Consider the following 19,580-nt stretch of genomic DNA (forward strand, 5'->3'; position numbering starts at 1 on the left):
GTCCCTGTCGTTGGCGCCTAACGCTGGGTCTGGAGATTGCCCATCCCGGCCATCGGCAGCATGTTGTGGTTGAGGTTCGCCATGATCCACAGCGAGCCCGCCACCACCAGGAACACGATCAGCACGCCGAACGCCAGCGCCAGCACATTGTTGGTGTTGTCCGGCCCGCTGGTGACGTGGAGGAAGAAGACCAGGTGGATGCCCATCTGGGCAACCGCCAGCACGCACAGGCCGATCGGCACGCCCGGCCCCCACAAGGCATGGGTGGAGGCGACCCAGAAGGAGGTCGCGGTCAGCCCGGTCGCCAGCACCAGCCCGACCAGATAGCCGATGATGCCGGAGAGGACATGGCCATGCTCGTCGCCGGGCGCGGTATCGCCATGATGGCCATGCTCATGCTCGCTCATTGCCCTGCTCCCAGCAGATAGACGATCGTGAACAGCGCCACCCAGATGATGTCGAGCGCATGCCAGAACAGGCTGAAGCACAGCAGGCGCCGCAGGATCGCCGGCCGGAATCCCTTGCTCCACAGCTGGGCCATCATTGTGCCGAGCCATAGCAGGCCGACCGAGACGTGCAGCCCATGGCAGCCGACCAGGGTGAAGAAGGCGGAGAGGAAGGCCGATCGCTGCGGCCCCGCCCCCTGCCCGATCATCTCGGCGAACTCCTTGAGCTCCAGCCCGAGGAAGGCGGCGCCGAGCAGGCCGGTGACGACCAGGCCGATCTGGGTCCACAGCAGGTTGCGGACGTTCGCCGCGATCATCGCGAGGCCGCAGGCGAAGCTGGAGAGCAGCAGGCAGACCGTCTCGATCGCCACGTTGGAGAGATCGAACAGCTGGGCGCCGCCCGGCCCACCATTGGTCGCGCCCTGGAGCACCGCATAGGTGGCGAAGATCGCCGAGAACATGATGATGTCGGACAGCAGGAAGATCCAGAAGCCGTAGCCGACGATGATCCGCTTGCCGGCCGGGCCGCCCTCGCCCGATCCCGTGCCGTCATGATCGTGGCCGTGCCCGTGCCCGTGTCCGCCGGAACGATCGCCCGCCGCGCGGCCGAGCCGGTGCGGATCATGCGGGCTCTGGATGGCGTGGGCGTCGCTCATGCGGGCTTGCTCAGGCTGGGGAGGAGGACTTCGGTGCGGACCCGGCGGCGCTCGCGATCGATCCGCGCCACCTCATCGGCCGGGATTTCATATTCGTCCTCATCCCGCCACGCGAACCAGACGAACACGCCATAGGCCCCCACCAGCCCGAGGATCGCCATCCACCAGATATGCCAGATCAGCGCGAAGCCAATCATCGTCGTGAAGAAGGCGGTGATGACGCCGGTCGGCGAATTGTGCGGCATCTCGATCGGCCGGTAATCGGGCTCGGCGGCGAGCTGCTGCTCCGCGATGGCGCGCTGCTTGATCCCCCAATAGGCCTCCTCGCCCTCGACATTGGGCATCACCGCGAAGTTGAACACCGGCGGGGGCGAGGGTGTCGCCCATTCCAGGCTGCGCCCGTCCCAGGGATCGCCGGTGACGTCGCGCAGGCTCTCGCGCTGGCGGATCGAGACGACCAGCTGGACGATCTGGCAGACGATGCCGCACAGGATCATCCCCGCGCCGGCCAGCGCCCACAGCATATAGGGCTGCCAGGCGAGATCGTCATAATGCTGCATCCGCCGGGTCGCGCCCATCAGCCCGAGCCAGTAGAGCGGCATGAAGGCGAAATAGAAGCCGAACAGCCAGCACCAGAAGGCCGCCTTGCCCCAGCCGTCGTGCAGGCGGAAGCCGAACGCCTTGGGGAACCAGAAGGTGTATCCGGCGAAGAAGCCGAACACGACGCCGCCGATGATGACGTTGTGGAAATGGGCGATCAGGAACAGCGAATTGTGCAGCACGAAATCGGCCGGCGGCACCGCCAGCAGCACCCCGGTCATCCCGCCGATCACGAAGGTCACCATGAACCCCAGCGACCACAGGATCGGCACCTCGAAGCGCACCCGGCCGCCATACATGGTGAACAGCCAGTTGAAGATCTTCACCCCCGTTGGCACCGCGATGATCATCGTCGCGACCCCGAAGAAGCCGTTGACGTCGGCGCCGGCGCCCATCGTGAAGAAATGGTGCAGCCAGACGAGGAACGACAGGATGCAGATCGCCATCGTCGCCATGATCATCGAGCGGTAGCCGAACAGCGGCTTGCCGGAGAAGGTGGAGATCACCTCGGAGAACACGCCGAACGCCGGCAGGATCAGGATGTAGACCTCCGGATGGCCCCACACCCAGATCAGGTTGATGTACATCATGGCGTTGCCGCCGCCGTCGTTGGTGAAGAAGTGGAAGCCGAGATAGCGATCGAGCGACAGCATCGCGAAGGTCGCGGTCAGCACCGGAAAGGCCGCGACGATCAGCAGGTTGGAGGCGAGCGCCGTCCAGCAGAACACCGGCATCCGGGTATAGCTCATCCCCGGCGCGCGCATTTTGAGGATCGTTGTCACCAGGTTGATCCCGGAAAGCAGCGTCCCGACCCCCGAGATCTGGAGCGACCAGAGATAATAATCGACGCCGACGCCGGGCGAGAATCTGAGCTCGGAGAGCGGCGGATAGGCGAGCCATCCGGTGCGCGCGAACTCGCCGATGACGAGGCTCATATTGGTGAGCAGCACGCCCGAGGCGGTCAGCCACAGGCTCACCGAATTGAGCGTCGGGAAGGCGACGTCGCGCACGCCGAGCTGGAGCGGCACCGCGAAGTTCATCAGCCCGATCATGAACGGCATCGCGGTGAAGAAGATCATGATCGTCCCGTGCGCCGAGAAGATCTGGTCATAATGTTCGGGCGGCAGATAGCCCTGCGCGCCACCGGCGGCGAGCGCGAGCTGGCTGCGCATCATGATCGCGTCCGAGAAGCCGCGGATCAGCATCACCATGCCGAGCAGACAGTACATCACGCCGATCCGCTTGTGATCGACCGAGGTGATCCACTCGCGCCACAGATAGGGCCAGTGCCGCCCGATCGTGATCCACGCCAGCACCGCGACGATGACGATGCCGACGACCACCGAGGTCATCAGCGGGATCGGCTCGTCGAACGGGATCGCCGCCCAAGTCAGCTTGCCGAGCATGTCAGGACTCCGTCCGGGGCGAGACGGCGGCGTTGGGCCGCCCGTTATGCGGGGTTTCGGCGGGCGGCGCCTGTTGCTTGACGATGGTGTCGAACAGGCCCGGCATCACCGCGCGATAGGTGAAGGGGGCGACCTTCCGGCTCTCCTGCGCCAGCGCGGCATAGCCGCCGGCATCGAGCGTCGGCCCCTGTGCCTTCGCCTGCGCGACGAAGCTGTCGAACTGGGCGCGCGGCACCGCCTCCATCGTGAAGCGCATGTCCGAGAAGCCGTCGCCGCTGAACTGCGCCGAAAGCCCCGGATAGAGGCCGGGTTTGTCCGCCATCAGGTTCAGCCGCGTCGCCATGCCGGCCATGGTGTAGATTTGGCTGCCGAGCTGCGGCACGAAGAAGCTGTTCATGACGGTGGCGGAGGTCAGCCGGAAGCTCACCGGCGTGCCCGCCGGCACCACCAGCCGGTTGACGCTGGCGATGCCCTGGTCCGGATAGAGGAACAGCCATTTCCAGTCGAGCGAGACGATCTCGACATTCACCGCCTTCACCGGCGAGGCGAGCGGTTTGGGCGGATCGAGATCATGGCTGCCGACCCAGCCGATGCCGCCGAGCAGCAGCACCACCATCGCCGGGATCGCCCAGACCACCAGCTCGATCCGGCCGGAATATTCCCAGTCGGGCCGGTAGAGCGCCTGGCTGTTGGACGCCCGGAACCACCAGGCGACGGCCAGGATCGCGACGATGGTGGGAATGACGATCGCCAGCATGATGCCCAGCGAATTGAAGAGGATCAGCCGCTCCGCCGCGCCGATCGGCCCCTGCGGGTCGAGCACGCCGGCCGACGCGCAGCTGCACAGCGCGAGCGGCGCGGCCGCCACGGCGTTTCGCATCCTCGTCATGGTGTCGGCAAGCTCATGAGCCCGATCCCCACCCGGTCTTATTTTTTACGTCACTCTTTGCTGCGCAACGCCGGCGAGGCGGAAACGATCCCTTTCCTTTTCACGACAAGACAAGCCCGGCGGCGCGATCAGGCCGCCTTGCGCAGGCTCACCGCCACCGATTTGTAGGCCGGCGTGCCGCTCTCGCCATCATAATCGCCCAGCGCGATCAGGCAGTTCGCCTCCGGATAATAAGCGGCGAGCGAGCCGCGCGCGATGGCATGTTCCACCACCGTCTGCCCCGCCAGCACGCGCTCGCCGGCGATCACGTCGATCCGGTCGCCATGGGCGAGGCCGAGCGCGGCGAGATCTTCGGCATTGGCGAAGATCACGTCGCGCCGCCCGAAGATGCCGCGATAGCGATCGTCCAGCCCGTAGATGGTGGTGTTATACTGATCGTGGCTGCGGATCGTGGTGAGGGTCAGCGGGCCGTCGTCGCGCCCGTCATCCTCGTCGAGCGTGGGCGCGACGAGGAAATGGGCCTTGCCGTCCTTGCCGCCCCAATCGCGATCGGAGGCGCCGACGGTCAGGCGGAAGCCGCCCGGCTGGCGGATGCGGGCGTTGAAGTCGGCGAAGTCGGGGAAGACCTGCTCGATATGATCGCGGATGCGATCATAGTCGGCGACCATCCCCTCCCAGTCGATCGGCGAATCCGGGCGCGTGGCACGCGCCAGCCGCGCGACGATCATCGGTTCGGACAGGAGATCGGCCGCCACCGGCTTCAGCTTGCCGCGCGAGGCGTGGACCATCGACATCGAATCCTCGACCGTCACCGATTGCGGGCCGGTCGCCTGGATATCCAGCTCGGTGCGGCCGAGGCAGGGCAAGATGATCGTGTCCCGCTTCGCCGCGAGCAGGCAGGTGCGGTTGAACTTGGTGACGATCTGGACCGAGAGATCGAGATTGCGGAACGCCGCGAAGCACGCTTCGGGATCGGGCATGGCGATGGCGAGATTGCCACCGAGACCGACGAACGCCTTCGCCGCCCCGTCCCGCATCGCCGCCAGCGCCTCGACCGCATTGTGGCCATGATGGCGCGGGCTGGTGATGCCGAAGCTCCGGTCCAGCCGCGCCAGAAAGGCCTCGGTCGGGATCTCGGTGATGCCGACGGTGCGATCGCCCTGCACGTTGCTGTGGCCGCGCAGCGGGCAGATGCCGGCGCCGGGCTTGCCGATGTTGCCGCGCATCAGCAGCAGATTGGCGATCTGCTGGACATTCTCGGTGCCGTGCCGGTGCTGGGTGATGCCCATGCCGTAGCAGAGGATCACGCGATCGGCCGCCGCATAGGTATCCGCCATGCTCTCGATCGCGGCGCGGGTGAGGCCCGATCGACGCTCGATCTCGTCCCACGGCAGCGCCTCGATATCGGCGCGCAGCGTCTCGAAGCCGGTCGTCTCCGCCGCGATGAAATCATGGTCGATCGCGTCCAGCGCCAGCAGCCGCTTCATCATCCCCTTCAGCATCGCGGCATCGCCGCCGACCTTGACGAGATGATAGGCGGAAGCGAGCGGCGTCGATCCGGGCGTCAGCATTTCGGTGGGATGCTGGGGCGACTTGAAGCGCTCCAGCCCGCGCTCGCGCATCGGATTGGCGACCACGATCGGCACGCCGCGCCGCGAGGCGTCGCGCAGGGTGGAAAGCATCCGCGGATGGTTGGTGCCGGGGTTGTGGCCGATGCAGAAGATCGCATCGCACAGATCGAAATCCTCGAGCGTCACCGTGCCCTTGCCGACGCCGATCGACTGCGGCAGCCCGACCGAGGTCGCTTCGTGGCACATGTTCGAGCAATCGGGGAAATTGTTGGTGCCGAACTCGCGCGCATAGAGCTGGTAGAGGAAGGCCGCCTCATTGGAGGCGCGGCCCGACGTGTAGAATTCGGCCTGGTCCGGGTGATCGAGCGCCCGCATCCCCGCCCCGATCCGGGCGAAGGCATCGTCCCACGCGATCGGTACGAAATGGTCGCTCGCCGCATCGTAGCGCAGCGGATGGGTCAGCCGACCGGCATCCTCCAGCGCATGGTCGCTCCACGTCCACAATTCCGCCGCGCTGTGCCGGGCGAAGAAATCGGGATCGACGCGCTTGGCGGTCGCCTCCCAGGTCACCGCCTTGGCGCCATTCTCGCAAAATTCGAAGGAGGAGGCGTGCTTCGGATCGGGCCACGCGCAGCCGGGGCAATCGAAGCCGTCGGGCTGGTTCATCTGGAGCAGCGCGCGGGTGTCGCTGCTGACCCCCATCTGCCCGCGCACCGCCTGCGCCACGGCCTTCAGCGCCCCCCAGCCACCGGCGGGGCCATCATAATCCTCGACGCCTTCGAGCGAATTCTTGGTCATGTCTTCCTCGGCTCTGCTTACGCGCCAACCTAAGCCTGCCGCTGCCGCATGGCCAGCACCGCTCCATGACTTTTCGGACAGATACCATCCGGCGCGGCACCCCCGGAGCGCTCCAGCACGAGAAAGCTCCATTTTGAATATTTTGATGCTTGTTGCACGTCCGTAATAACAACCGACACAACTCGGCGCACATCAGGGGCAGTCGGTATCCGAAATGGTCCGCGGCCGGACAAGGTGGCTATCCCGTTTAACCCAATGGAAAGTTATCGGTGCATAGCAACAATTCGCCAGATTCAATGCGGTGATCCAGAATGCACTATCCCCCGGCAACCATGACCAAGAAACGTGGCCTTGTCGCGCACGAGGATGGCGGCGCCGTCCTTCGGGAAAGCCTGACGCCGCAGGGTCAGCTGCGTGCCAACCAGATCGAGGCGCTGGCCCAGTTCGCGCCGTTGCTGGCCGGCGCCGTCATGCTCAGCTGCTTCGTGCTGGCCGCCATCCTCTACGGCCGGATCTCGCCCGCCCATGTCGTCACATGGTCGCTGCTGGTCATCGCGAGCTGCTGGTTGATGATCCGGCGGATCGAAAACACCGCGCTCGTCTACGCACGGCGCGATCCGCCGACGCAGGCGCTGATCGAAGCCGCATTGCTGGTCGGGCTGGTCGCAGGGATGTGGGCCACCATCCCGGTCACCGTCTATCCCCGCGAGCCGAGCGATATCCAGACCGTGCTGGTCGGCGCGATCTACGCGATGATGTGCGGCGCCCTCGCGATCGCCGCGGTGCCCAGGGCCGCATTGATCTGGGCCGGCATCCTGGCCGGCAGCCTGGCCGTCGCCCTGCATCTCGATGGCGATCACTTTTCCCTGCCGCTGACCGCTCTGCTGCTCTTCCATTTCGGCTTCACCGTCGCGGTCATCAGCCGCAACGCAGCGATGCTCTCACGGCGCGCCGAGGAGCAGGCGCACGCGCAGAGCGAGATCGAATCGACCTCGCTGCTGATGCGCGAATATGAGGAGCGCGGCACCAGCTGCCTGTGGCAGACCGACGCCGCCCATATCCTGAGCTATGCCACCCCGGGCATCGGCGCCCTGCTCGGCCGGCCGGTCAACCAGCTGGTCGGGGCCTCGCTTCCGGTGCTGGTCGGCGGCAGCGGCGCGCTCGGTTCGGCGATGCTGCGGCGCGCCGACTTCAACGCCATCGAGGTCGAGTTCGGCGAGGGCCGCAGCCGGCGCTCGGTGGTGTTCTCCGGTACGCCGATCATGGATTCCGCGTCCGGCTTCCTGGGTTTTCGCGGCAGCTGCACCGATGTCACCGAGGCGCGAACCTCCGAACGGCGCCTGCGCCAGCTCGCCAGCCTCGATGTGCTGACCGAATTGCCCAACCGGATGCGGATGCGCGAGCTGCTGGGCGAGGCCCTGCTGTCGGCGCGCAGTTCGGGCCGGCCGTGCGGGATATTGCTGCTCGACCTGGACGGCTTCAAGCCGGTCAACGATACCTTCGGCCATCCCAAGGGCGACGCCGTGCTCAAGACCGTGGCCGAGCGACTCGTCGCCCGGATCACGGATCGCGGCATCGTCGGGCGCCTCGGCGGCGACGAGTTCGGCATCGTCCTGCACGACGCGCAGAACCGCAAGGCGATCGCCGAGCTGGCGGAGACGCTGATCGCGCAGATTTCCGAGCCCTATGTGCTGGATGGCGTATCGGTGCGGATCGGCGTGTCGATCGGCAGCGCCTTCGGCCCGATCGATGGCGACACGGTCGACGAACTGATCAAGAAATCGGACATGGCGCTCTATGAGGCCAAGGCGGCCGGTCGCGGCGTCTATCGCCAGTTCGAATGTGCGATGCAGAACGAAGCCGAGAACCGGATGCGGCTGGAGCATGATCTGCGCCTGGCGCTCCCGCTCAAGCAGTTCCGCCTCCATTATCAGCCGCTGATCGACTCCCACACGCAGGAAGTGAGAGGCTTCGAGGCGCTGATCCGCTGGCAGCATCCGGTGCGCGGCTTCGTCAGCCCCGCCGATTTCGTGCCGCTCGCCGAAGAGATCGGGCTGATCCACGAGATCGGCGAATGGGTCGCCAGCACCGCGATCAAGGATTGCGCGCAATGGCCCGCCTCGATCAGCGTCGCGGTCAACATCTCGCCGATCCAGCTGCTGTCGCCGGGCTTGCCGGCGATGATCTCCGATGCGCTGAGCCGCGCCAAGCTGCCGGCCAACCGGCTGGAACTGGAAGTGACCGAGAGCGTGTTCCTGCGCGACTCGAACGGATCGCTGGACGTGCTGCGGCGGCTGCGGGCGCTGGGCGTGCGGATCGCGCTGGACGATTTCGGCACCGGCTATTCCTCGCTCGGCTATCTCAACCGCACGATCTTCAACACGCTGAAGATCGACGGCAGCTTCGTGCGCGGCGCCTCGGTTCGCTCCGAGACGGTATCGATCATCCAGGCGATCGTGACGCTGGCCAATTGCTTCCAGATGACGATCATCGCCGAGGGCGTGGAGACCCAGGAGGATTACCGCCTGATGGTGGAACTGGGCTGCCACCAGATCCAGGGCTATCTGTTCGGCCGCCCCGTCCCCTTCGACCGCGCGACCGAGATGGTCGGCACCCGCTGGAGCGAAGCGCGGCGCCTCGCCAGCGTCTGACGCGCCGACGATCCGCTGGATACGAGGTTGCCGATCATGCCGCGACAGGGCAATAGTTGGTAACAATTGATATCAAGCGTCGGGAGAGATCATGAAGCTCGCATCGCTCAAAGGGGGGCTCACGGGCGCCCGTGACGGCCGCCTCGTCGTCGTGTCGGACGATCTCGCCTGGTGCGCGGACGCCGCCCATATCGCCCCCACCCTGCAGGCCGCGCTCGACGATTGGGGCCGGGCCGGCCCGGCGCTGGCGAGCCTCGCGGTCGATCTCCAGCATGAGGTGATCCCGATGATGCGCTTCCACGAGCGCGACGCCGCCTCGCCGCTGCCGCGCGCCTATCAGTGGGCGGATGGGTCGGCCTATGTGAACCATGTCGAGCTGGTCCGCCGCGCCCGCGGCGCCGAACTGCCCGAGAGCTTCTGGAGCGATCCGCTGATGTACCAGGGCGGCTCCGACGCCTTCCTCGCCCCGCGCGATCCGATCCCGCTCGCCGATCCGGCCTGGGGCTGCGACCTGGAGGGCGAGGTCGCGGTGATCGTCGACGACGTGCCGCAGGGCGCGAGCCGTGATCAGGCGCTGGCGGCGATCCGCCTCGTCTGCCTCGTCAACGACGTCTCGCTGCGCAACCTGATCCCGGCGGAACTGGCCAAGGGCTTCGGCTTCTTCCAGTCCAAGCCCGCCTCCACCCTGTCGCCGGTCGCGGTGACGCCCGATACGCTCGGCGCGGCCTGGCAGGATGGCAAGCTCCATTGGCCGCTGCTCATCACCGTCAACGGCCGGCCATTCGGCAAGGCCGATGCCGGCGTCGACATGACCTTCGATTTCGGCACGCTCGTCGCCCATGCCGCGAAGACCCGGTCGCTCGGCGCCGGCACGGTGATCGGATCGGGCACCGTCTCCAACCGCGATGCCGATGGCGGCCCCGGCAAGCCGATTGCCGAAGGCGGCCTCGGCTACAGCTGCATCGCCGAGATCCGCATGATCGAGACGATCCGCGACGGCCAGCCGGCCACCCCCTTCCTGCAGCCCGGCGACCGGGTGCGGATCGAGATGAAGGATGGTCAGGGCCACAGCCTGTTCGGCGCGATCGAGCAGGAGGTGGTGACGGCATGATCGCGAAACTGACCGATGGCGAACGATCGGACCTGCTGCCGACGCTCGACGGCTGGGCGCACGAGCCGCAGCGCGACGCCCTGACCAAGCGCTTCACCTTCGACGATTTCGTCGGCGCCTTCGGCTTCATGACGCAGGTCGCGCTGCTGGCGGAGAAGGCGGACCATCATCCCGAATGGTCGAACGTCTACAACCGCGTCGACATCCTGCTCACCACCCACGACGCCGGTGGATTGTCGCAGCGCGATATCGAGATGGCACGGCAGATCGACGCGGTGGCGAAGGGCTGAGTCTCTCTTTCCCAGCCTCCTAGAACGCCATCTCCAGACGGCGCAGCAGGCCCTGCGCCGGGCTGGAGAAGGGCACCGGCCGGCTCATCCCCGCATCGAGCCGCGCGACCCGCGCATAGAGGTCGCCGGTCGCCGCGATGATGTGCCGCGCCGTCTCGGGCAGGCCCGTCACCATCTCCGGATCATGGCCCTGCGCCCGGCCGAGCCGCCGCTCGGGCGCCGCCGCCTGTTCCGCGCTGATCTCGCCCGCGAACACCGCGCGTTGGGTCAGCAGCCAAGCGATGATGTGCATCAGCCGGGTCGTCACCCGCAGCGACTCGCAGGAGAAGCCGACCCGCTGCATCGGCGCCAGCGCATCGCGCTCGGCGCGGCCATGGGCATCGAAATAGCTGCGGGCTTCGTCCGCCAGCAGCATCGACTCGAGGTAGAGCGAGTCGACCAGCTTGCGGTTGAGGGCGAGGGGTGCGTGGATCATGGGCGCAGCCTGCCACCGCCGCCGGCCCGGCAATATGCGCTCCTGCGCGGCACCGTCCCAACCCAGCACAGCTCTTGAAAGAGATATCGCCGCCAACCATCTCAGCGGGGCCGCGGCGCTGCCCGATCGGGGGTGCCGAGGCTGGCCTGGCGGAATGCCCGCAGGCCGCACGAAATGGTCATTCGCTTTGAAAGGAAGAGACCCATGCGTACCCTGGATTTCGCACCGTTGCTGCGCTCGTCGATCGGCTTCGAGAATCTCAATCGGCTGGTCGATTTCGCCACCCGTGGCGAAGGCGACGCCTACCCCCCCTATAATATCGAGAAGCGCGCCGAAGATGCCTATCGCATCTCGATGGCGGTCGCCGGTTTCAGCCGCGACGAGCTGGAACTCACCGTGCAGGACAATGTGCTGATCGTGATCGGCAAGACCGATGCGGCCGGCGAACAGGCCGAGCGCCAGTTCCTCCACCGCGGCATCGCCAAGCGCGCCTTCGAGCGCCGCTTCCAGCTCGCCGACACGATCAAGGTGACCGGCGCCGGCTATAGCGACGGCCTGCTCAACATCGAGCTGAAGCGCGAAGTGCCCGAGCACAAGAAGCCGCGCCGCATCGCGATCGACGGCCAGTCCGACGAGGGCGAGGCCCCGATTCTCGCCGCCGCATAACAGCGGCGTTCGCGCCCCCGAAGGGTCGGGCCGGCACCGCCGGACCCGGCCCTTTTCTTTTGGCCGCCATTTTTGGACCATAGCCATTGCTGCGCCAGAGCGGTCCCGACGAAGACGTTGGGCGCTGTGGGAGATCGACATTCAGCGCATCAGGCTTGGATTCGCGCCTGAAGCGATCGTCATCCTGAACTTGTTTCAGGATCCCCGCTAAGCTGGGCGCTGAGCGCCCGGAGCAGGCGGGATGCTGAAACAAGTTCAGCATGACAGTGTGAAACGAAACGATCACCCGACATCCAACCCATCGGAAGTCGATCGGCGCTAGGCGATGATGTCGGGGATCAGTTCGTCGCCCAGTTGCGAGATCTCGTCCTTGATCCGCAGCTTGCGCTTCTTGAGTCGCGCGACCTGGAGCTGATCGGGCTGCGTCATCGAGGCGAGCGCGAAGATCGCCGCGTCGAGATCGCGGTGCTCGGTGCGCAGATGCGCGAGCCTGCGGCCGATATCATCGACGTCCATGCCAGCTGCCTCCAGCACGCGGCGGATCGGGACGATCCATCGATGCCGGTTAACGCGATGCCTCGCCCGAACCGGCGTGGCAAGCCCGGATTCGGATTGCCGCCCGAGCGTCAACGGATCGTCGCATTTAACCCCGCAGCCGACCGCTTTCGCTCTTTGTCTACGCGACACCGCCCGCGAATCATGATCTATTCGTCGGTGCTGACCAAAACCAAGGAGGAGATATCCTATGGACAAGCATTCCAGTGCTTTGGTTACTCGCCACGCGGGGCTCGACGCGCGGATCGCCGATGAGACACGGCGGCCGTCCCCCGATCAGCTGATCATCGCCAGCCTCAAGAAACAGAAGCTGCGGATCAAGGAAACCCTGTCGAGAATTTGAACGGGGCCAACCTGTGAACGGCGTAGCGGTCCCCAGCGTCATGCCGACGCTGCGGGCCGCACTGTTCACGCCGTGGATGGTTCAGCCCCCAGACGCTTGACTGCGCAGCCCCGCCATTCCGATGGGCACGCCATTCCCATAAGCGCGCCATTCCGACGAACACAGCCCCGGAACTGCGGTGATCGAGGCGCTGGTGTCGCGTCGACCTTATCTGCCCCGCATGATCCGTCGGCTTGGAGCCGATCGACATTCGGATGGGTGGGATATCGGGCGATCGTTTCGTTTCCGATCGTCACGCTGGACGTGTTTCAGCATCCCGCTGCCTCCGGCGCTCGTCGCCAAGTTTTGCTGAGATCCTGAAACATGTTCAGGATGACGATCGCTTCAGGCGCGGATCGTAATCCGATCCGCTGAACGTCGATCGGCTTAGCGCGATCCTGGCTTCAGGCCGGGGCGGCGGTGATCGAGCGGGGCCGGGCGGAACAGCTCGTCATCCTTGCTGGCCTTGGGCTTGCGCGCCCGCGTCTTGTCGATCGGATGGTCGAAGGCCACGCCGATCCGGCCGGCTTCCGCCCACGCCACCGATCCGCCGAGATCGCCAATCCCTTCCAGCGAAAGCTCGACTCGCATTCCCGGCCGATATTCGGCCGGCACGTCCGCCATCAGCCCGCCCGACGAGACATTGCGGACCCGCACCGAGATGCCGTCGCCGGCATCGCCCTCGATCTTGATACGGGCGAGCACGAACAGGCTGTCGCGCGCGTCCCGGCGCTGCGACTCCATGCTGCCTTCTGGCGAGTGATTGCCGATCGGAGTATCTTCCACTGTACCCAGTCCCGCGATGTTTACGCCAAGCCGCCCTTCCCCTGGAGCCGCCTAGCCTAACGCGCAACGGTGGCCAAAGCCTTAATCGTCGCGCGAGATTTTCTCGTTTCGTTCGTGGCGCTCCTGCGCCTCCACCGTCATCGTCGCGATCGGCCGCGCTTCCAGCCGGGCCAGCGAGATCGGCTCGCCGGTGACTTCGCAATAGCCATATTCGCCCTCCTCGATCCGGCGCAGCGCCGCGTCGATCTTGGAGATCAGCTTGCGCTGGCGATCGCGGGTGCGCAGTTCGATCGACCAGTCGGTCTCGCTCGACGCGCGATCGGTGATGTCCGGCTCGCGCATCGAATCGGTCTGCAACTGGACGAGCGTTTCCTTCGATTCTGCCAGGATCGATTCTTTCCAGAGCAACAGCTTGCCCCGAAAATAGCGTGCCTGCCTTGGCCCCATGAAGGGCTCGTCGGGCGACGGACGATAATCGTCCGGCAGCAGAACCTCATTGGTCCCGCTTTTGCCACCCAGCGTCTCAACCGCCGTAGCCATGCAACTCTCCGCTCCACAAAAGGAGCCGCGATCGGGCCGCCACACGCCTGCACCGCGATGCTCCTGTCCCCGGTGCGGGCCTATACCGGGCCGGCCAACGCCGCACAAGCGGCGCCGACAGCTTGATGCGCCGGAACCAACCGGGTTGCCGGACAAGTGCGGCATCGCCGACACGCTCCGCCCCGTCGATCGCGCGACGCGCATGCGACACGTTGCAATCTTGACGCAAAACGGGACATATTGACCCCATAGCCACGAAACCCGCTCTTTCCAACCGAAGCGGGACAGGCGAGGAAGAGTGCCTGAGCTTGCGATTAACTGATAATTTTGCATTGCCCGGCCAATAAGGCGCGCAATGTAGCAAGTCTGGGTGTGGCAACAGACCGGATGCCGCCGGGCGTCTGGCGATCGAGGGGCGAGAGACAAAGCGATGTCGGTAAGAATGGCCATCGCCAAATTGTGCGCCTGCGCATGCGGCGGCGCCGTCATCGGCGGCGGTGCCGTGCATTATGCCGAGCACCCGCATCGCGCCTTCCATCGGGTCGCCAAGCCGATGATGGTCCGCAAGGTCGCGGTTCGTCAGGCCCGGCGCACGGTAACCACCACCACGACCTGCACCCCGGGCGTCGTGACGCTCGCATCCGCGCCGGCCGCACCCGTTCCGTTCGAGGCCCCCTCTTATGGCGGCGGCGCAATCGCACCGGCGATCATCGGCGGTGGCGGCTTCGGGGGCGGTGGCTTCTTCGGCGGCGGCTTCTGGGGTGGCGGCGGCGGTGGATCGGGCGGCTGGTTCATTTCCTCGACCTCCTCGAGTTCGAGCAGCGGCGGCGGTAATGGCGGAAACGGCGGCGGCGGCGGAAACGGCGGCGGCGGCGGAAATGGCGGCGGCGGTGGTAACGGCGGCAATGGCGGTAACGGCGGCGGCGGCGGGAACGGCGGCGGCGGCGGGAACGGCGGCGGCGGCGGTTGGGGCCATGGTGGCGGCTGGGGTCATGGCGGCAGCGGCGGCCATGATGGCGGCTGGGGCCATAGCAGCGGCGGCGACGGTCACCACCCTCACCCGCCCGGCACGCCGACCGACGTTCCGGCGCCCCCGATGCTGCTGCTGTTCGGCGGCGCGGCCGCGGCGCTGGTGGCGCGGCGCAAGTTCGGCAAGCGCACGACCGCCTGAGCCCTATCTATCCGGCAACCTGCCGGGCGCGCCTCGACGAGCGCCCCAACAAAAGGGCCGCGACGCACCCGCGTCGCGGCCCTCTTCGTCAGCGAAACCGGGCGTTACTTGCCCGTGCTTCCGCCGCTGGCACCGGCCGCCGCGCCGAGCTGCTGGGCGGTCATCGCGATCTTGAGGCCACCATTGTCCCCGGCCGCGAATGCCGTGATCGGCAGACGCACCTTGGTGCCGGTGGCCAGCTGAACCGTCGCGAACTGCGCGTTTACCGCTGCGACGGTGCCCACCGCACCACCCTGCATATCGGAGACGGCAGCGCCCTGCGTGACGCTCGGCTTGTCGGCCGCAGCGGCCTTGGCCGGGGCAGCCTGCGCGGCCGCGGCATCGATCTGGGCCGCGGTCATCGCGATCACCGGACCATTCGGTCCCATTGCGAAGCTGCTCTTGGGCAACCGCACCTTGCTGTTGGTCGTCGCCAGCACGGCATAATCGCCGTCGACGCTCTCGATCGTTCCGACCGGGCCGCCCGACGTGTCGACGACCTTGGCGCCGGCGGCGAGCGTGGCGGAAGACGGTGCGGCCGGGGCGGCCGGGGCTGCCGCGGTTGCCGGCGTGGCAGGCTGCATCGCGGCCGCCGGAGCGGCCTGGGCCAGCGCCACCGCCGGAATCATCAACGCCGGCAACACCACACCGGCCCCCATCAACATCCCCATTTTAACGATCTTCATATGGAACCCTCCATCAAAAACATGCTTGGACGCGGGAGAGCAACGCACGCGACACCCGGATCGGCGACACCCGGATAGATGAACCGAGCCGCAAGAACGGCGAGTCGATCCCGATCTTCAATCCAGGTTCGTCAAAAGGCGCTCGATTTCACCAACCGGGTGTCCCGTGACATCCTTGGCGATTTCGCGCAGCAACCGCTTTTCGACCTGCGGGCCGATGCTCTTGCGCAATTTTCCCAGGGTTTTGGGCGGTGCCACCAGGATCAGCGCCTCATAGTCGCCGGCATCGGCGCCCCGGTTGAGCTCCTGCGCCGTCTCGACCGCGAAGCGCTGTTCTTCCACCTTATGGGCGTCCGACGACGGTATCGCGCCGCCGCCCGACACCGGCGACGACACCCGCCCGGCCGAATCGGTGACCTGATCGCGGGTCTTCGGGTTGAGATTCTCGGTCGCCGAGATCACCACCAGCGACGGTGCCAGCGCATCGCCTTCGTTGCGGAAGAACAGCCTTTTGCGCCCGTCGGTGACCAGCACCATCGACTGCGAGGGGATATGCATGGGCTTTCTCCTGAAGCGGGGTTTCGCTCCACCAACGCCATCGGCCCGAGACGGTTGCGAAAGCCGCGCCGCCCGGTCATAGCCCGGCCATGCATGATATCCGCCTGCTCCGCGATGATCCCGCCGCCTTCGCCGCCGCTCTCGCCCGGCGCGGCACGGCCTTCGATACCGAGGCTTTCGGGGCGCTCGACGCCGAACGCCGCAAGGCCGCGCAGGAGACCGAGGCGGCGCAGGCCGAGCGCAATCGACTGTCCAAGGATATCGGCAAGGCGTTCTCTTCGGGGGATCGCGCGGGCGGCGAAGCGATGCAGGCCGAGGTCGCGCGGCTGAAGCAGGTGATCGCCGATGGCGACGCCCGCGAGGCCGAGGTCGCCGCCGCGCTCAGCGCGCAGCTCGCCGAAATCCCCAACCTGCCTTATCCCGACGTGCCCGAGGGCGCCGACGAGGACGGCAACGTCATCGTCAAGCATTGGGGCGAACCGACCGCGTTCGCGTTTCCCGCCAAGGAGCATGACGAACTTGGCAAGCGGCTGGGCATGGACTTCGATGCGGCGGGCACCGTCTCCGGCGCGCGCTTCGTCTATCTGAAGGGCACGTTGGCGCGGCTCAACCGCGCGCTCGGCCAGTTCATGCTCGATCACCAGACCCAGGCGCAGGGCTATACCGAGGTGGTGCCGCCCGTGCTGGTCCGCGAGGAGGCATTGTTCGGGACCGGGCAGCTGCCCAAGTTCGCCGACGACCTGTTCCAGACCACCGACGGCCGCTGGCTGATCCCCACCGCCGAGGTGAGCCTCACCAACTATGTGCGCGAGCAAATCCTCGGCGAGGCCGAGTTGCCGCTGCGCTTCACCGCGCTGACCAACTGCTTCCGCGCCGAGGCCGGTGCCGCCGGCCGCGATACCCGCGGCATGATCCGCCAGCACCAGTTCGAGAAGGTCGAGATGGTCTCGATCGTCACCCCCGACCAGTCCGAGGCCGAGCATGAGCGGATGACGCTCGCCGCCGAGAGCGTGCTGGAGGCGCTCGGCCTGCCTTATCGCCGGATGCTGCTCTGCACCGGCGACATGGGCTTCACCGCCCGGCGCACCTTCGATCTGGAGGTCTGGCTTCCCGGCCAGCAGCGCTATCGCGAGATCAGCTCCTGCTCGACCTGCGGCGATTTCCAGGCGCGCCGGATGAACGCGCGCTACCGCCCCGCCGGCGAGACCAAGGGCACGAAATTCCTGCACACGCTGAACGGCTCCGGCCTCGCGGTCGGCCGCACCCTGGTGGCGGTGATGGAGAATTACCAGACCGCCGAGGGGGCGATCCGCATCCCCGAGGTGCTGCGCCCCTATCTGGGCGGCCTCGCGGCGATCGAGCCGGCCTGATGCGCATCCTGGTTACCAACGACGACGGCATCCACGCCCGCGGGCTGGCCGTCGCGGAGGCGATCGCGCGGCAGTTCAGCGACGATGTGTGGGTGGTGGCGCCGTCCGAGGAGCGATCGGGCGCCGGCCATTCGCTCACCCTCACCCGCCCGCTGCGGCTACGCCAGCATGGCGAGAAGCGCTTCTCGGTCAGCGGCACGCCGACCGACACGGTGATGATGGCGCTGCTCGAGGTGATGGACGGCAAGCCCGACCTGATCCTCTCCGGCGTCAATCGCGGCGCCAATCTGGGCGAGGACGCGACCTATTCGGGCACCATCTCGGCGGCGATGGAGGGCGCGCTCGCCGGCATCCGCGCAATCGCGCTGAGCCAGGTCTATGCCCGCGAGGGCGTCGGCGACCAGGTGCCCTTCGCCACCGCCGAGGCCTGGGGCGAGCGCGTGATCCGGCCGCTGCTGACCGCGGACTTCTCGCCCGGCATGCTGGTCAGCGTCAATTTCCCGGCGCTGCCGCCCGAGCAGGTGCAGGGCATCCGCGTCGTCCGGCAAGGGATACGCGATTATGGCCGCGCGAAGATGGTGAAGCAGACCGATCCGCGCGGCTTCCCTTATACTGGCTGTCCTTTCACGGCGTCGTCGAGACCGCCGCCGGGGACAGCGACCTGGCCGCAATCCGTTCCGGTTACGTCACGGTCACGCCGATGCATCTCGATCTCACCTATCGTGATGCGCTGGCGCCACTGGCCACGCTCTATTGATATGGCCCGCTTGGCACGGTGATCAACCAAGGTTAATGCACCTGCTCCGGGGGATCGAGCGGGGACGAGTATGACGTCGCGTATCGGGCGTTTGATGGCTGTTGTCGCGTGCTGCTCCACCGCGGGCTGCATTCCGCGCGTCGCGCCGCCCGAAGACTATAGCCGTCCTGCGACGATGCCCGGTTCCCGCCCGCTCTCGTCGGCGGTGCCCAATGTCCATGACGGCGCGATCCGCAACACCGACATTCCGAGCTCGGTTCGCCAGCCGACCCCCTCTTGGCTGACCCGCCCGGTTCCCGCCGATGCCGTGACGATCCCGGATTCCAGCTATGTCGTGAAGAGCGGCGAGACGATCCGCTCGATCGGCAACCGCACCGGCGCGGGATCGGAGGCGATCGCCAAGGCCAATAATATTCCGGTGCCGTTCATGGTCCGCACCGGGCAGCGCCTGCGGATTCCGGGCGGCCGCTATCATCTCGTGCGGGCCGGCCAGAGCGGCATCGCGATCGCGCGGGCCTATGGCCTCGAATGGTCGCGCATCGCCGATCTCAACAACCTCCAGCCGCCTTATGTGCTGCGCAACGGCCAGCGCCTGCTGCTGCCGAGCACCGCCGAGGCCGCCAGCATGACGCCCGAGCAGCGCTCGCGGGCGTTCAATCTCGATATCGACGATCTCGCCACCGGCTCGGAGCCCGCGCTGGCCGCCAATGCCGCGCCCAAGGCGCCGAATGCGACGCCGAAGAAACCGCTGCCGAAGGACCAGGCGGTGGCGACGCCCGCCACCTTCACCGGGCGTTTCCAGTGGCCATTGAACGGCGCGATCATCGGCAAGTTCGGGCCGGCCGGCGATGGCCGCCGCAACGACGGCATCAACATCGCGGCCGAGCGCGGCCAGGAGATCCACGCGGCGGCGGACGGCGTCGTCGCCTATGCCGGCTCGGCGATCGCCGTCTATGGCGGCCTGATCCTGATCAAGCATGGCGATGGCTGGATCACCGCTTATGGCCATGCCGAACAGATCCTCGTCACCCGCGGACAGACCGTCCGTCGCGGCGACGTGATCGCCCAGGCCGGCGCCACCGGATCGGTCAACAAGCCCCAGCTCCACTTCGAGATCCGCAACAAGCGCACCCCGGTCGATCCGCTGCGCTACTTGCCTCCCGGCCAGAATTAGGCG

General features: G+C 66.8%; 20 protein-coding genes. 9 read left to right on the forward strand and 11 right to left on the reverse strand.

Annotated elements, in window-relative coordinates; all coding sequences use genetic code 11:
* Window positions 1-17: 17 nt before the first annotated feature.
* From cyoD to PBT88_RS12715, 5 genes are all read right to left on the reverse strand, one after another.
* Window positions 18-407 (reverse strand): cytochrome o ubiquinol oxidase subunit IV, encoded by a 390-nt coding sequence (gene cyoD / locus PBT88_RS12695; RefSeq protein WP_270075711.1) that lies wholly within the window; start codon window positions 405-407, stop codon window positions 18-20.
* A complete protein-coding gene (cyoC, locus tag PBT88_RS12700) occupies window positions 404-1,102 on the reverse strand; it encodes a cytochrome o ubiquinol oxidase subunit III (protein ID WP_270075712.1) in 699 nt (232 codons plus the stop codon). The genes cyoD and cyoC overlap by 4 nt, the downstream gene beginning before the upstream one ends.
* Window positions 1,099-3,108 (reverse strand): cytochrome o ubiquinol oxidase subunit I, encoded by a 2,010-nt coding sequence (gene cyoB, locus PBT88_RS12705; protein ID WP_270075713.1) that lies wholly within the window; start codon window positions 3,106-3,108, stop codon window positions 1,099-1,101. Before cyoB ends, cyoC begins: the two co-directional genes overlap by 4 nt.
* A gap of 1 nt (window position 3,109) precedes the next feature.
* Complete coding sequence (gene cyoA, locus PBT88_RS12710; RefSeq protein ID WP_270075714.1) at window positions 3,110-3,997, reverse strand: ubiquinol oxidase subunit II; 888 nt, start codon at window positions 3,995-3,997, stop codon at window positions 3,110-3,112.
* A 128-nt stretch (window positions 3,998-4,125) separates the two neighbouring features.
* Window positions 4,126-6,366 (reverse strand): FdhF/YdeP family oxidoreductase, encoded by a 2,241-nt coding sequence (locus PBT88_RS12715; protein WP_270075715.1) that lies wholly within the window; start codon window positions 6,364-6,366, stop codon window positions 4,126-4,128.
* A gap of 332 nt (window positions 6,367-6,698) precedes the next feature.
* Here PBT88_RS12715 and PBT88_RS12720 point away from each other — a divergent pair, with 332 nt between their 5' ends.
* The 3 genes from PBT88_RS12720 to PBT88_RS12730 all read left to right on the forward strand — a co-directional run bounded on the left by PBT88_RS12720 (window position 6,699) and on the right by PBT88_RS12730 (window position 10,418).
* Entirely contained in the window at window positions 6,699-9,017 is a 2,319-nt protein-coding gene (locus PBT88_RS12720; RefSeq protein ID WP_270075716.1) for a putative bifunctional diguanylate cyclase/phosphodiesterase, read from the forward strand.
* 91 nt (window positions 9,018-9,108) lie between these two features.
* Entirely contained in the window at window positions 9,109-10,128 is a 1,020-nt protein-coding gene (locus tag PBT88_RS12725; protein WP_270075717.1) for a fumarylacetoacetate hydrolase family protein, read from the forward strand.
* Window positions 10,125-10,418, forward strand: a complete 294-nt coding sequence (locus tag PBT88_RS12730) for a 4a-hydroxytetrahydrobiopterin dehydratase (protein ID WP_270075718.1) — start codon at window positions 10,125-10,127, stop codon at window positions 10,416-10,418. Before PBT88_RS12725 ends, PBT88_RS12730 begins: the two co-directional genes overlap by 4 nt.
* 19 nt (window positions 10,419-10,437) lie before the next feature.
* On the opposite strand, the gene PBT88_RS12735 is transcribed toward PBT88_RS12730, so the two are convergent.
* On the reverse strand, window positions 10,438-10,893 hold the full coding sequence (locus tag PBT88_RS12735; protein ID WP_270075719.1) for a DUF1465 family protein: 456 nt from the start codon (window positions 10,891-10,893) through the stop codon (window positions 10,438-10,440).
* A 204-nt stretch (window positions 10,894-11,097) separates the two neighbouring features.
* On the opposite strand from PBT88_RS12735, the gene PBT88_RS12740 reads away from it, so the two are divergent.
* Window positions 11,098-11,559, forward strand: a complete 462-nt coding sequence (locus tag PBT88_RS12740; protein ID WP_270075720.1) for an Hsp20 family protein — start codon at window positions 11,098-11,100, stop codon at window positions 11,557-11,559.
* 318 nt (window positions 11,560-11,877) lie between these two features.
* Here the strand turns inward: PBT88_RS12740 and PBT88_RS12745 are convergent, their stop codons facing one another.
* Window positions 11,878-12,075: a YdcH family protein gene (locus PBT88_RS12745; RefSeq protein ID WP_270075721.1), complete on the reverse strand. Its 198-nt coding sequence runs from the start codon at window positions 12,073-12,075 to the stop codon at window positions 11,878-11,880.
* Between the two features lie 229 nt (window positions 12,076-12,304).
* On the opposite strand from PBT88_RS12745, the gene PBT88_RS12750 reads away from it, so the two are divergent.
* Window positions 12,305-12,457 (forward strand): YdcH family protein, encoded by a 153-nt coding sequence (locus PBT88_RS12750; protein WP_270075722.1) that lies wholly within the window; start codon window positions 12,305-12,307, stop codon window positions 12,455-12,457.
* A gap of 426 nt (window positions 12,458-12,883) precedes the next feature.
* Here PBT88_RS12750 and PBT88_RS12755 read toward each other — a convergent pair whose 3' ends face one another.
* Together PBT88_RS12755 and dksA are read right to left on the reverse strand one after the other, a co-directional pair.
* Window positions 12,884-13,240: a PilZ domain-containing protein gene (locus tag PBT88_RS12755; protein ID WP_270075723.1), complete on the reverse strand. Its 357-nt coding sequence runs from the start codon at window positions 13,238-13,240 to the stop codon at window positions 12,884-12,886.
* A gap of 123 nt (window positions 13,241-13,363) precedes the next feature.
* Complete coding sequence (gene dksA, locus PBT88_RS12760) at window positions 13,364-13,822, reverse strand: RNA polymerase-binding protein DksA (protein WP_270075724.1); 459 nt, start codon at window positions 13,820-13,822, stop codon at window positions 13,364-13,366.
* Between the two features lie 442 nt (window positions 13,823-14,264).
* Here dksA and PBT88_RS12765 point away from each other — a divergent pair, with 442 nt between their 5' ends.
* On the forward strand, window positions 14,265-14,993 hold the full coding sequence (locus PBT88_RS12765) for a hypothetical protein (protein WP_270075725.1): 729 nt from the start codon (window positions 14,265-14,267) through the stop codon (window positions 14,991-14,993).
* Window positions 14,994-15,097: 104 nt separating this feature from the next.
* Here PBT88_RS12765 and PBT88_RS12770 read toward each other — a convergent pair whose 3' ends face one another.
* Together PBT88_RS12770 and PBT88_RS12775 are read right to left on the reverse strand one after the other, a co-directional pair.
* Window positions 15,098-15,718 carry a hypothetical protein gene (locus PBT88_RS12770; RefSeq protein WP_270075726.1) on the reverse strand — a complete coding sequence of 207 codons (621 nt, stop codon included), beginning with the start codon at window positions 15,716-15,718 and terminating at the stop codon, window positions 15,098-15,100.
* A gap of 117 nt (window positions 15,719-15,835) precedes the next feature.
* Entirely contained in the window at window positions 15,836-16,276 is a 441-nt protein-coding gene (locus PBT88_RS12775; RefSeq protein WP_270075727.1) for a host attachment family protein, read from the reverse strand.
* An 89-nt stretch (window positions 16,277-16,365) separates the two neighbouring features.
* On the opposite strand from PBT88_RS12775, the gene serS reads away from it, so the two are divergent.
* The 3 genes from serS to PBT88_RS12790 all read left to right on the forward strand — a co-directional run bounded on the left by serS (window position 16,366) and on the right by PBT88_RS12790 (window position 19,577).
* Window positions 16,366-17,646 (forward strand): serine--tRNA ligase, encoded by a 1,281-nt coding sequence (serS, locus tag PBT88_RS12780; protein WP_270075728.1) that lies wholly within the window; start codon window positions 16,366-16,368, stop codon window positions 17,644-17,646.
* Complete coding sequence (gene surE / locus PBT88_RS12785; protein WP_270075729.1) at window positions 17,646-18,425, forward strand: 5'/3'-nucleotidase SurE; 780 nt, start codon at window positions 17,646-17,648, stop codon at window positions 18,423-18,425. The genes serS and surE overlap by 1 nt, the downstream gene beginning before the upstream one ends.
* Window positions 18,426-18,578: 153 nt before the next feature.
* Entirely contained in the window at window positions 18,579-19,577 is a 999-nt protein-coding gene (locus PBT88_RS12790; protein ID WP_270075730.1) for a LysM peptidoglycan-binding domain-containing M23 family metallopeptidase, read from the forward strand.
* Window positions 19,578-19,580 lie beyond the last annotated feature (3 nt).

The sequence above is a fragment of the Sphingomonas abietis genome (assembly GCF_027625475.1).
Lineage (GTDB): Bacteria > Pseudomonadota > Alphaproteobacteria > Sphingomonadales > Sphingomonadaceae > Solisphingomonas > Solisphingomonas abietis.

Bases quoted from the DNA above. Each gene is read 5' to 3' on its own strand.
- serS (WP_270075728.1), top strand. From the start codon at position 16,366: ATGCATGATATCCGCCTGCTCCGCGATGATCCCGCCGCCTTCGCCGCC.
- cyoB (WP_270075713.1), bottom strand. From the start codon at position 3,108: ATGCTCGGCAAGCTGACTTGGGCGGCGATCCCGTTCGACGAGCCGATC.
- PBT88_RS12755 (WP_270075723.1), bottom strand. From the start codon at position 13,240: ATGGAGTCGCAGCGCCGGGACGCGCGCGACAGCCTGTTCGTGCTCGCC.
- PBT88_RS12790 (WP_270075730.1), top strand. From the start codon at position 18,579: ATGCCCGGTTCCCGCCCGCTCTCGTCGGCGGTGCCCAATGTCCATGAC.
- cyoD (WP_270075711.1), bottom strand. From the start codon at position 407: ATGAGCGAGCATGAGCATGGCCATCATGGCGATACCGCGCCCGGCGAC.
- dksA (WP_270075724.1), bottom strand. From the start codon at position 13,822: ATGGCTACGGCGGTTGAGACGCTGGGTGGCAAAAGCGGGACCAATGAG.
- cyoC (WP_270075712.1), bottom strand. From the start codon at position 1,102: ATGAGCGACGCCCACGCCATCCAGAGCCCGCATGATCCGCACCGGCTC.
- PBT88_RS12720 (WP_270075716.1), top strand. From the start codon at position 6,699: ATGACCAAGAAACGTGGCCTTGTCGCGCACGAGGATGGCGGCGCCGTC.
- PBT88_RS12745 (WP_270075721.1), bottom strand. From the start codon at position 12,075: ATGGACGTCGATGATATCGGCCGCAGGCTCGCGCATCTGCGCACCGAG.
- PBT88_RS12730 (WP_270075718.1), top strand. From the start codon at position 10,125: ATGATCGCGAAACTGACCGATGGCGAACGATCGGACCTGCTGCCGACG.
- surE (WP_270075729.1), top strand. From the start codon at position 17,646: ATGCGCATCCTGGTTACCAACGACGACGGCATCCACGCCCGCGGGCTG.
- PBT88_RS12725 (WP_270075717.1), top strand. From the start codon at position 9,109: ATGAAGCTCGCATCGCTCAAAGGGGGGCTCACGGGCGCCCGTGACGGC.
- PBT88_RS12775 (WP_270075727.1), bottom strand. From the start codon at position 16,276: ATGCATATCCCCTCGCAGTCGATGGTGCTGGTCACCGACGGGCGCAAA.
- PBT88_RS12740 (WP_270075720.1), top strand. From the start codon at position 11,098: ATGCGTACCCTGGATTTCGCACCGTTGCTGCGCTCGTCGATCGGCTTC.
- cyoA (WP_270075714.1), bottom strand. From the start codon at position 3,997: ATGACGAGGATGCGAAACGCCGTGGCGGCCGCGCCGCTCGCGCTGTGC.
- PBT88_RS12715 (WP_270075715.1), bottom strand. From the start codon at position 6,366: ATGACCAAGAATTCGCTCGAAGGCGTCGAGGATTATGATGGCCCCGCC.
- PBT88_RS12750 (WP_270075722.1), top strand. From the start codon at position 12,305: ATGGACAAGCATTCCAGTGCTTTGGTTACTCGCCACGCGGGGCTCGAC.
- PBT88_RS12735 (WP_270075719.1), bottom strand. From the start codon at position 10,893: ATGATCCACGCACCCCTCGCCCTCAACCGCAAGCTGGTCGACTCGCTC.
- PBT88_RS12765 (WP_270075725.1), top strand. From the start codon at position 14,265: ATGGCCATCGCCAAATTGTGCGCCTGCGCATGCGGCGGCGCCGTCATC.
- PBT88_RS12770 (WP_270075726.1), bottom strand. From the start codon at position 15,718: ATGAAGATCGTTAAAATGGGGATGTTGATGGGGGCCGGTGTGGTGTTG.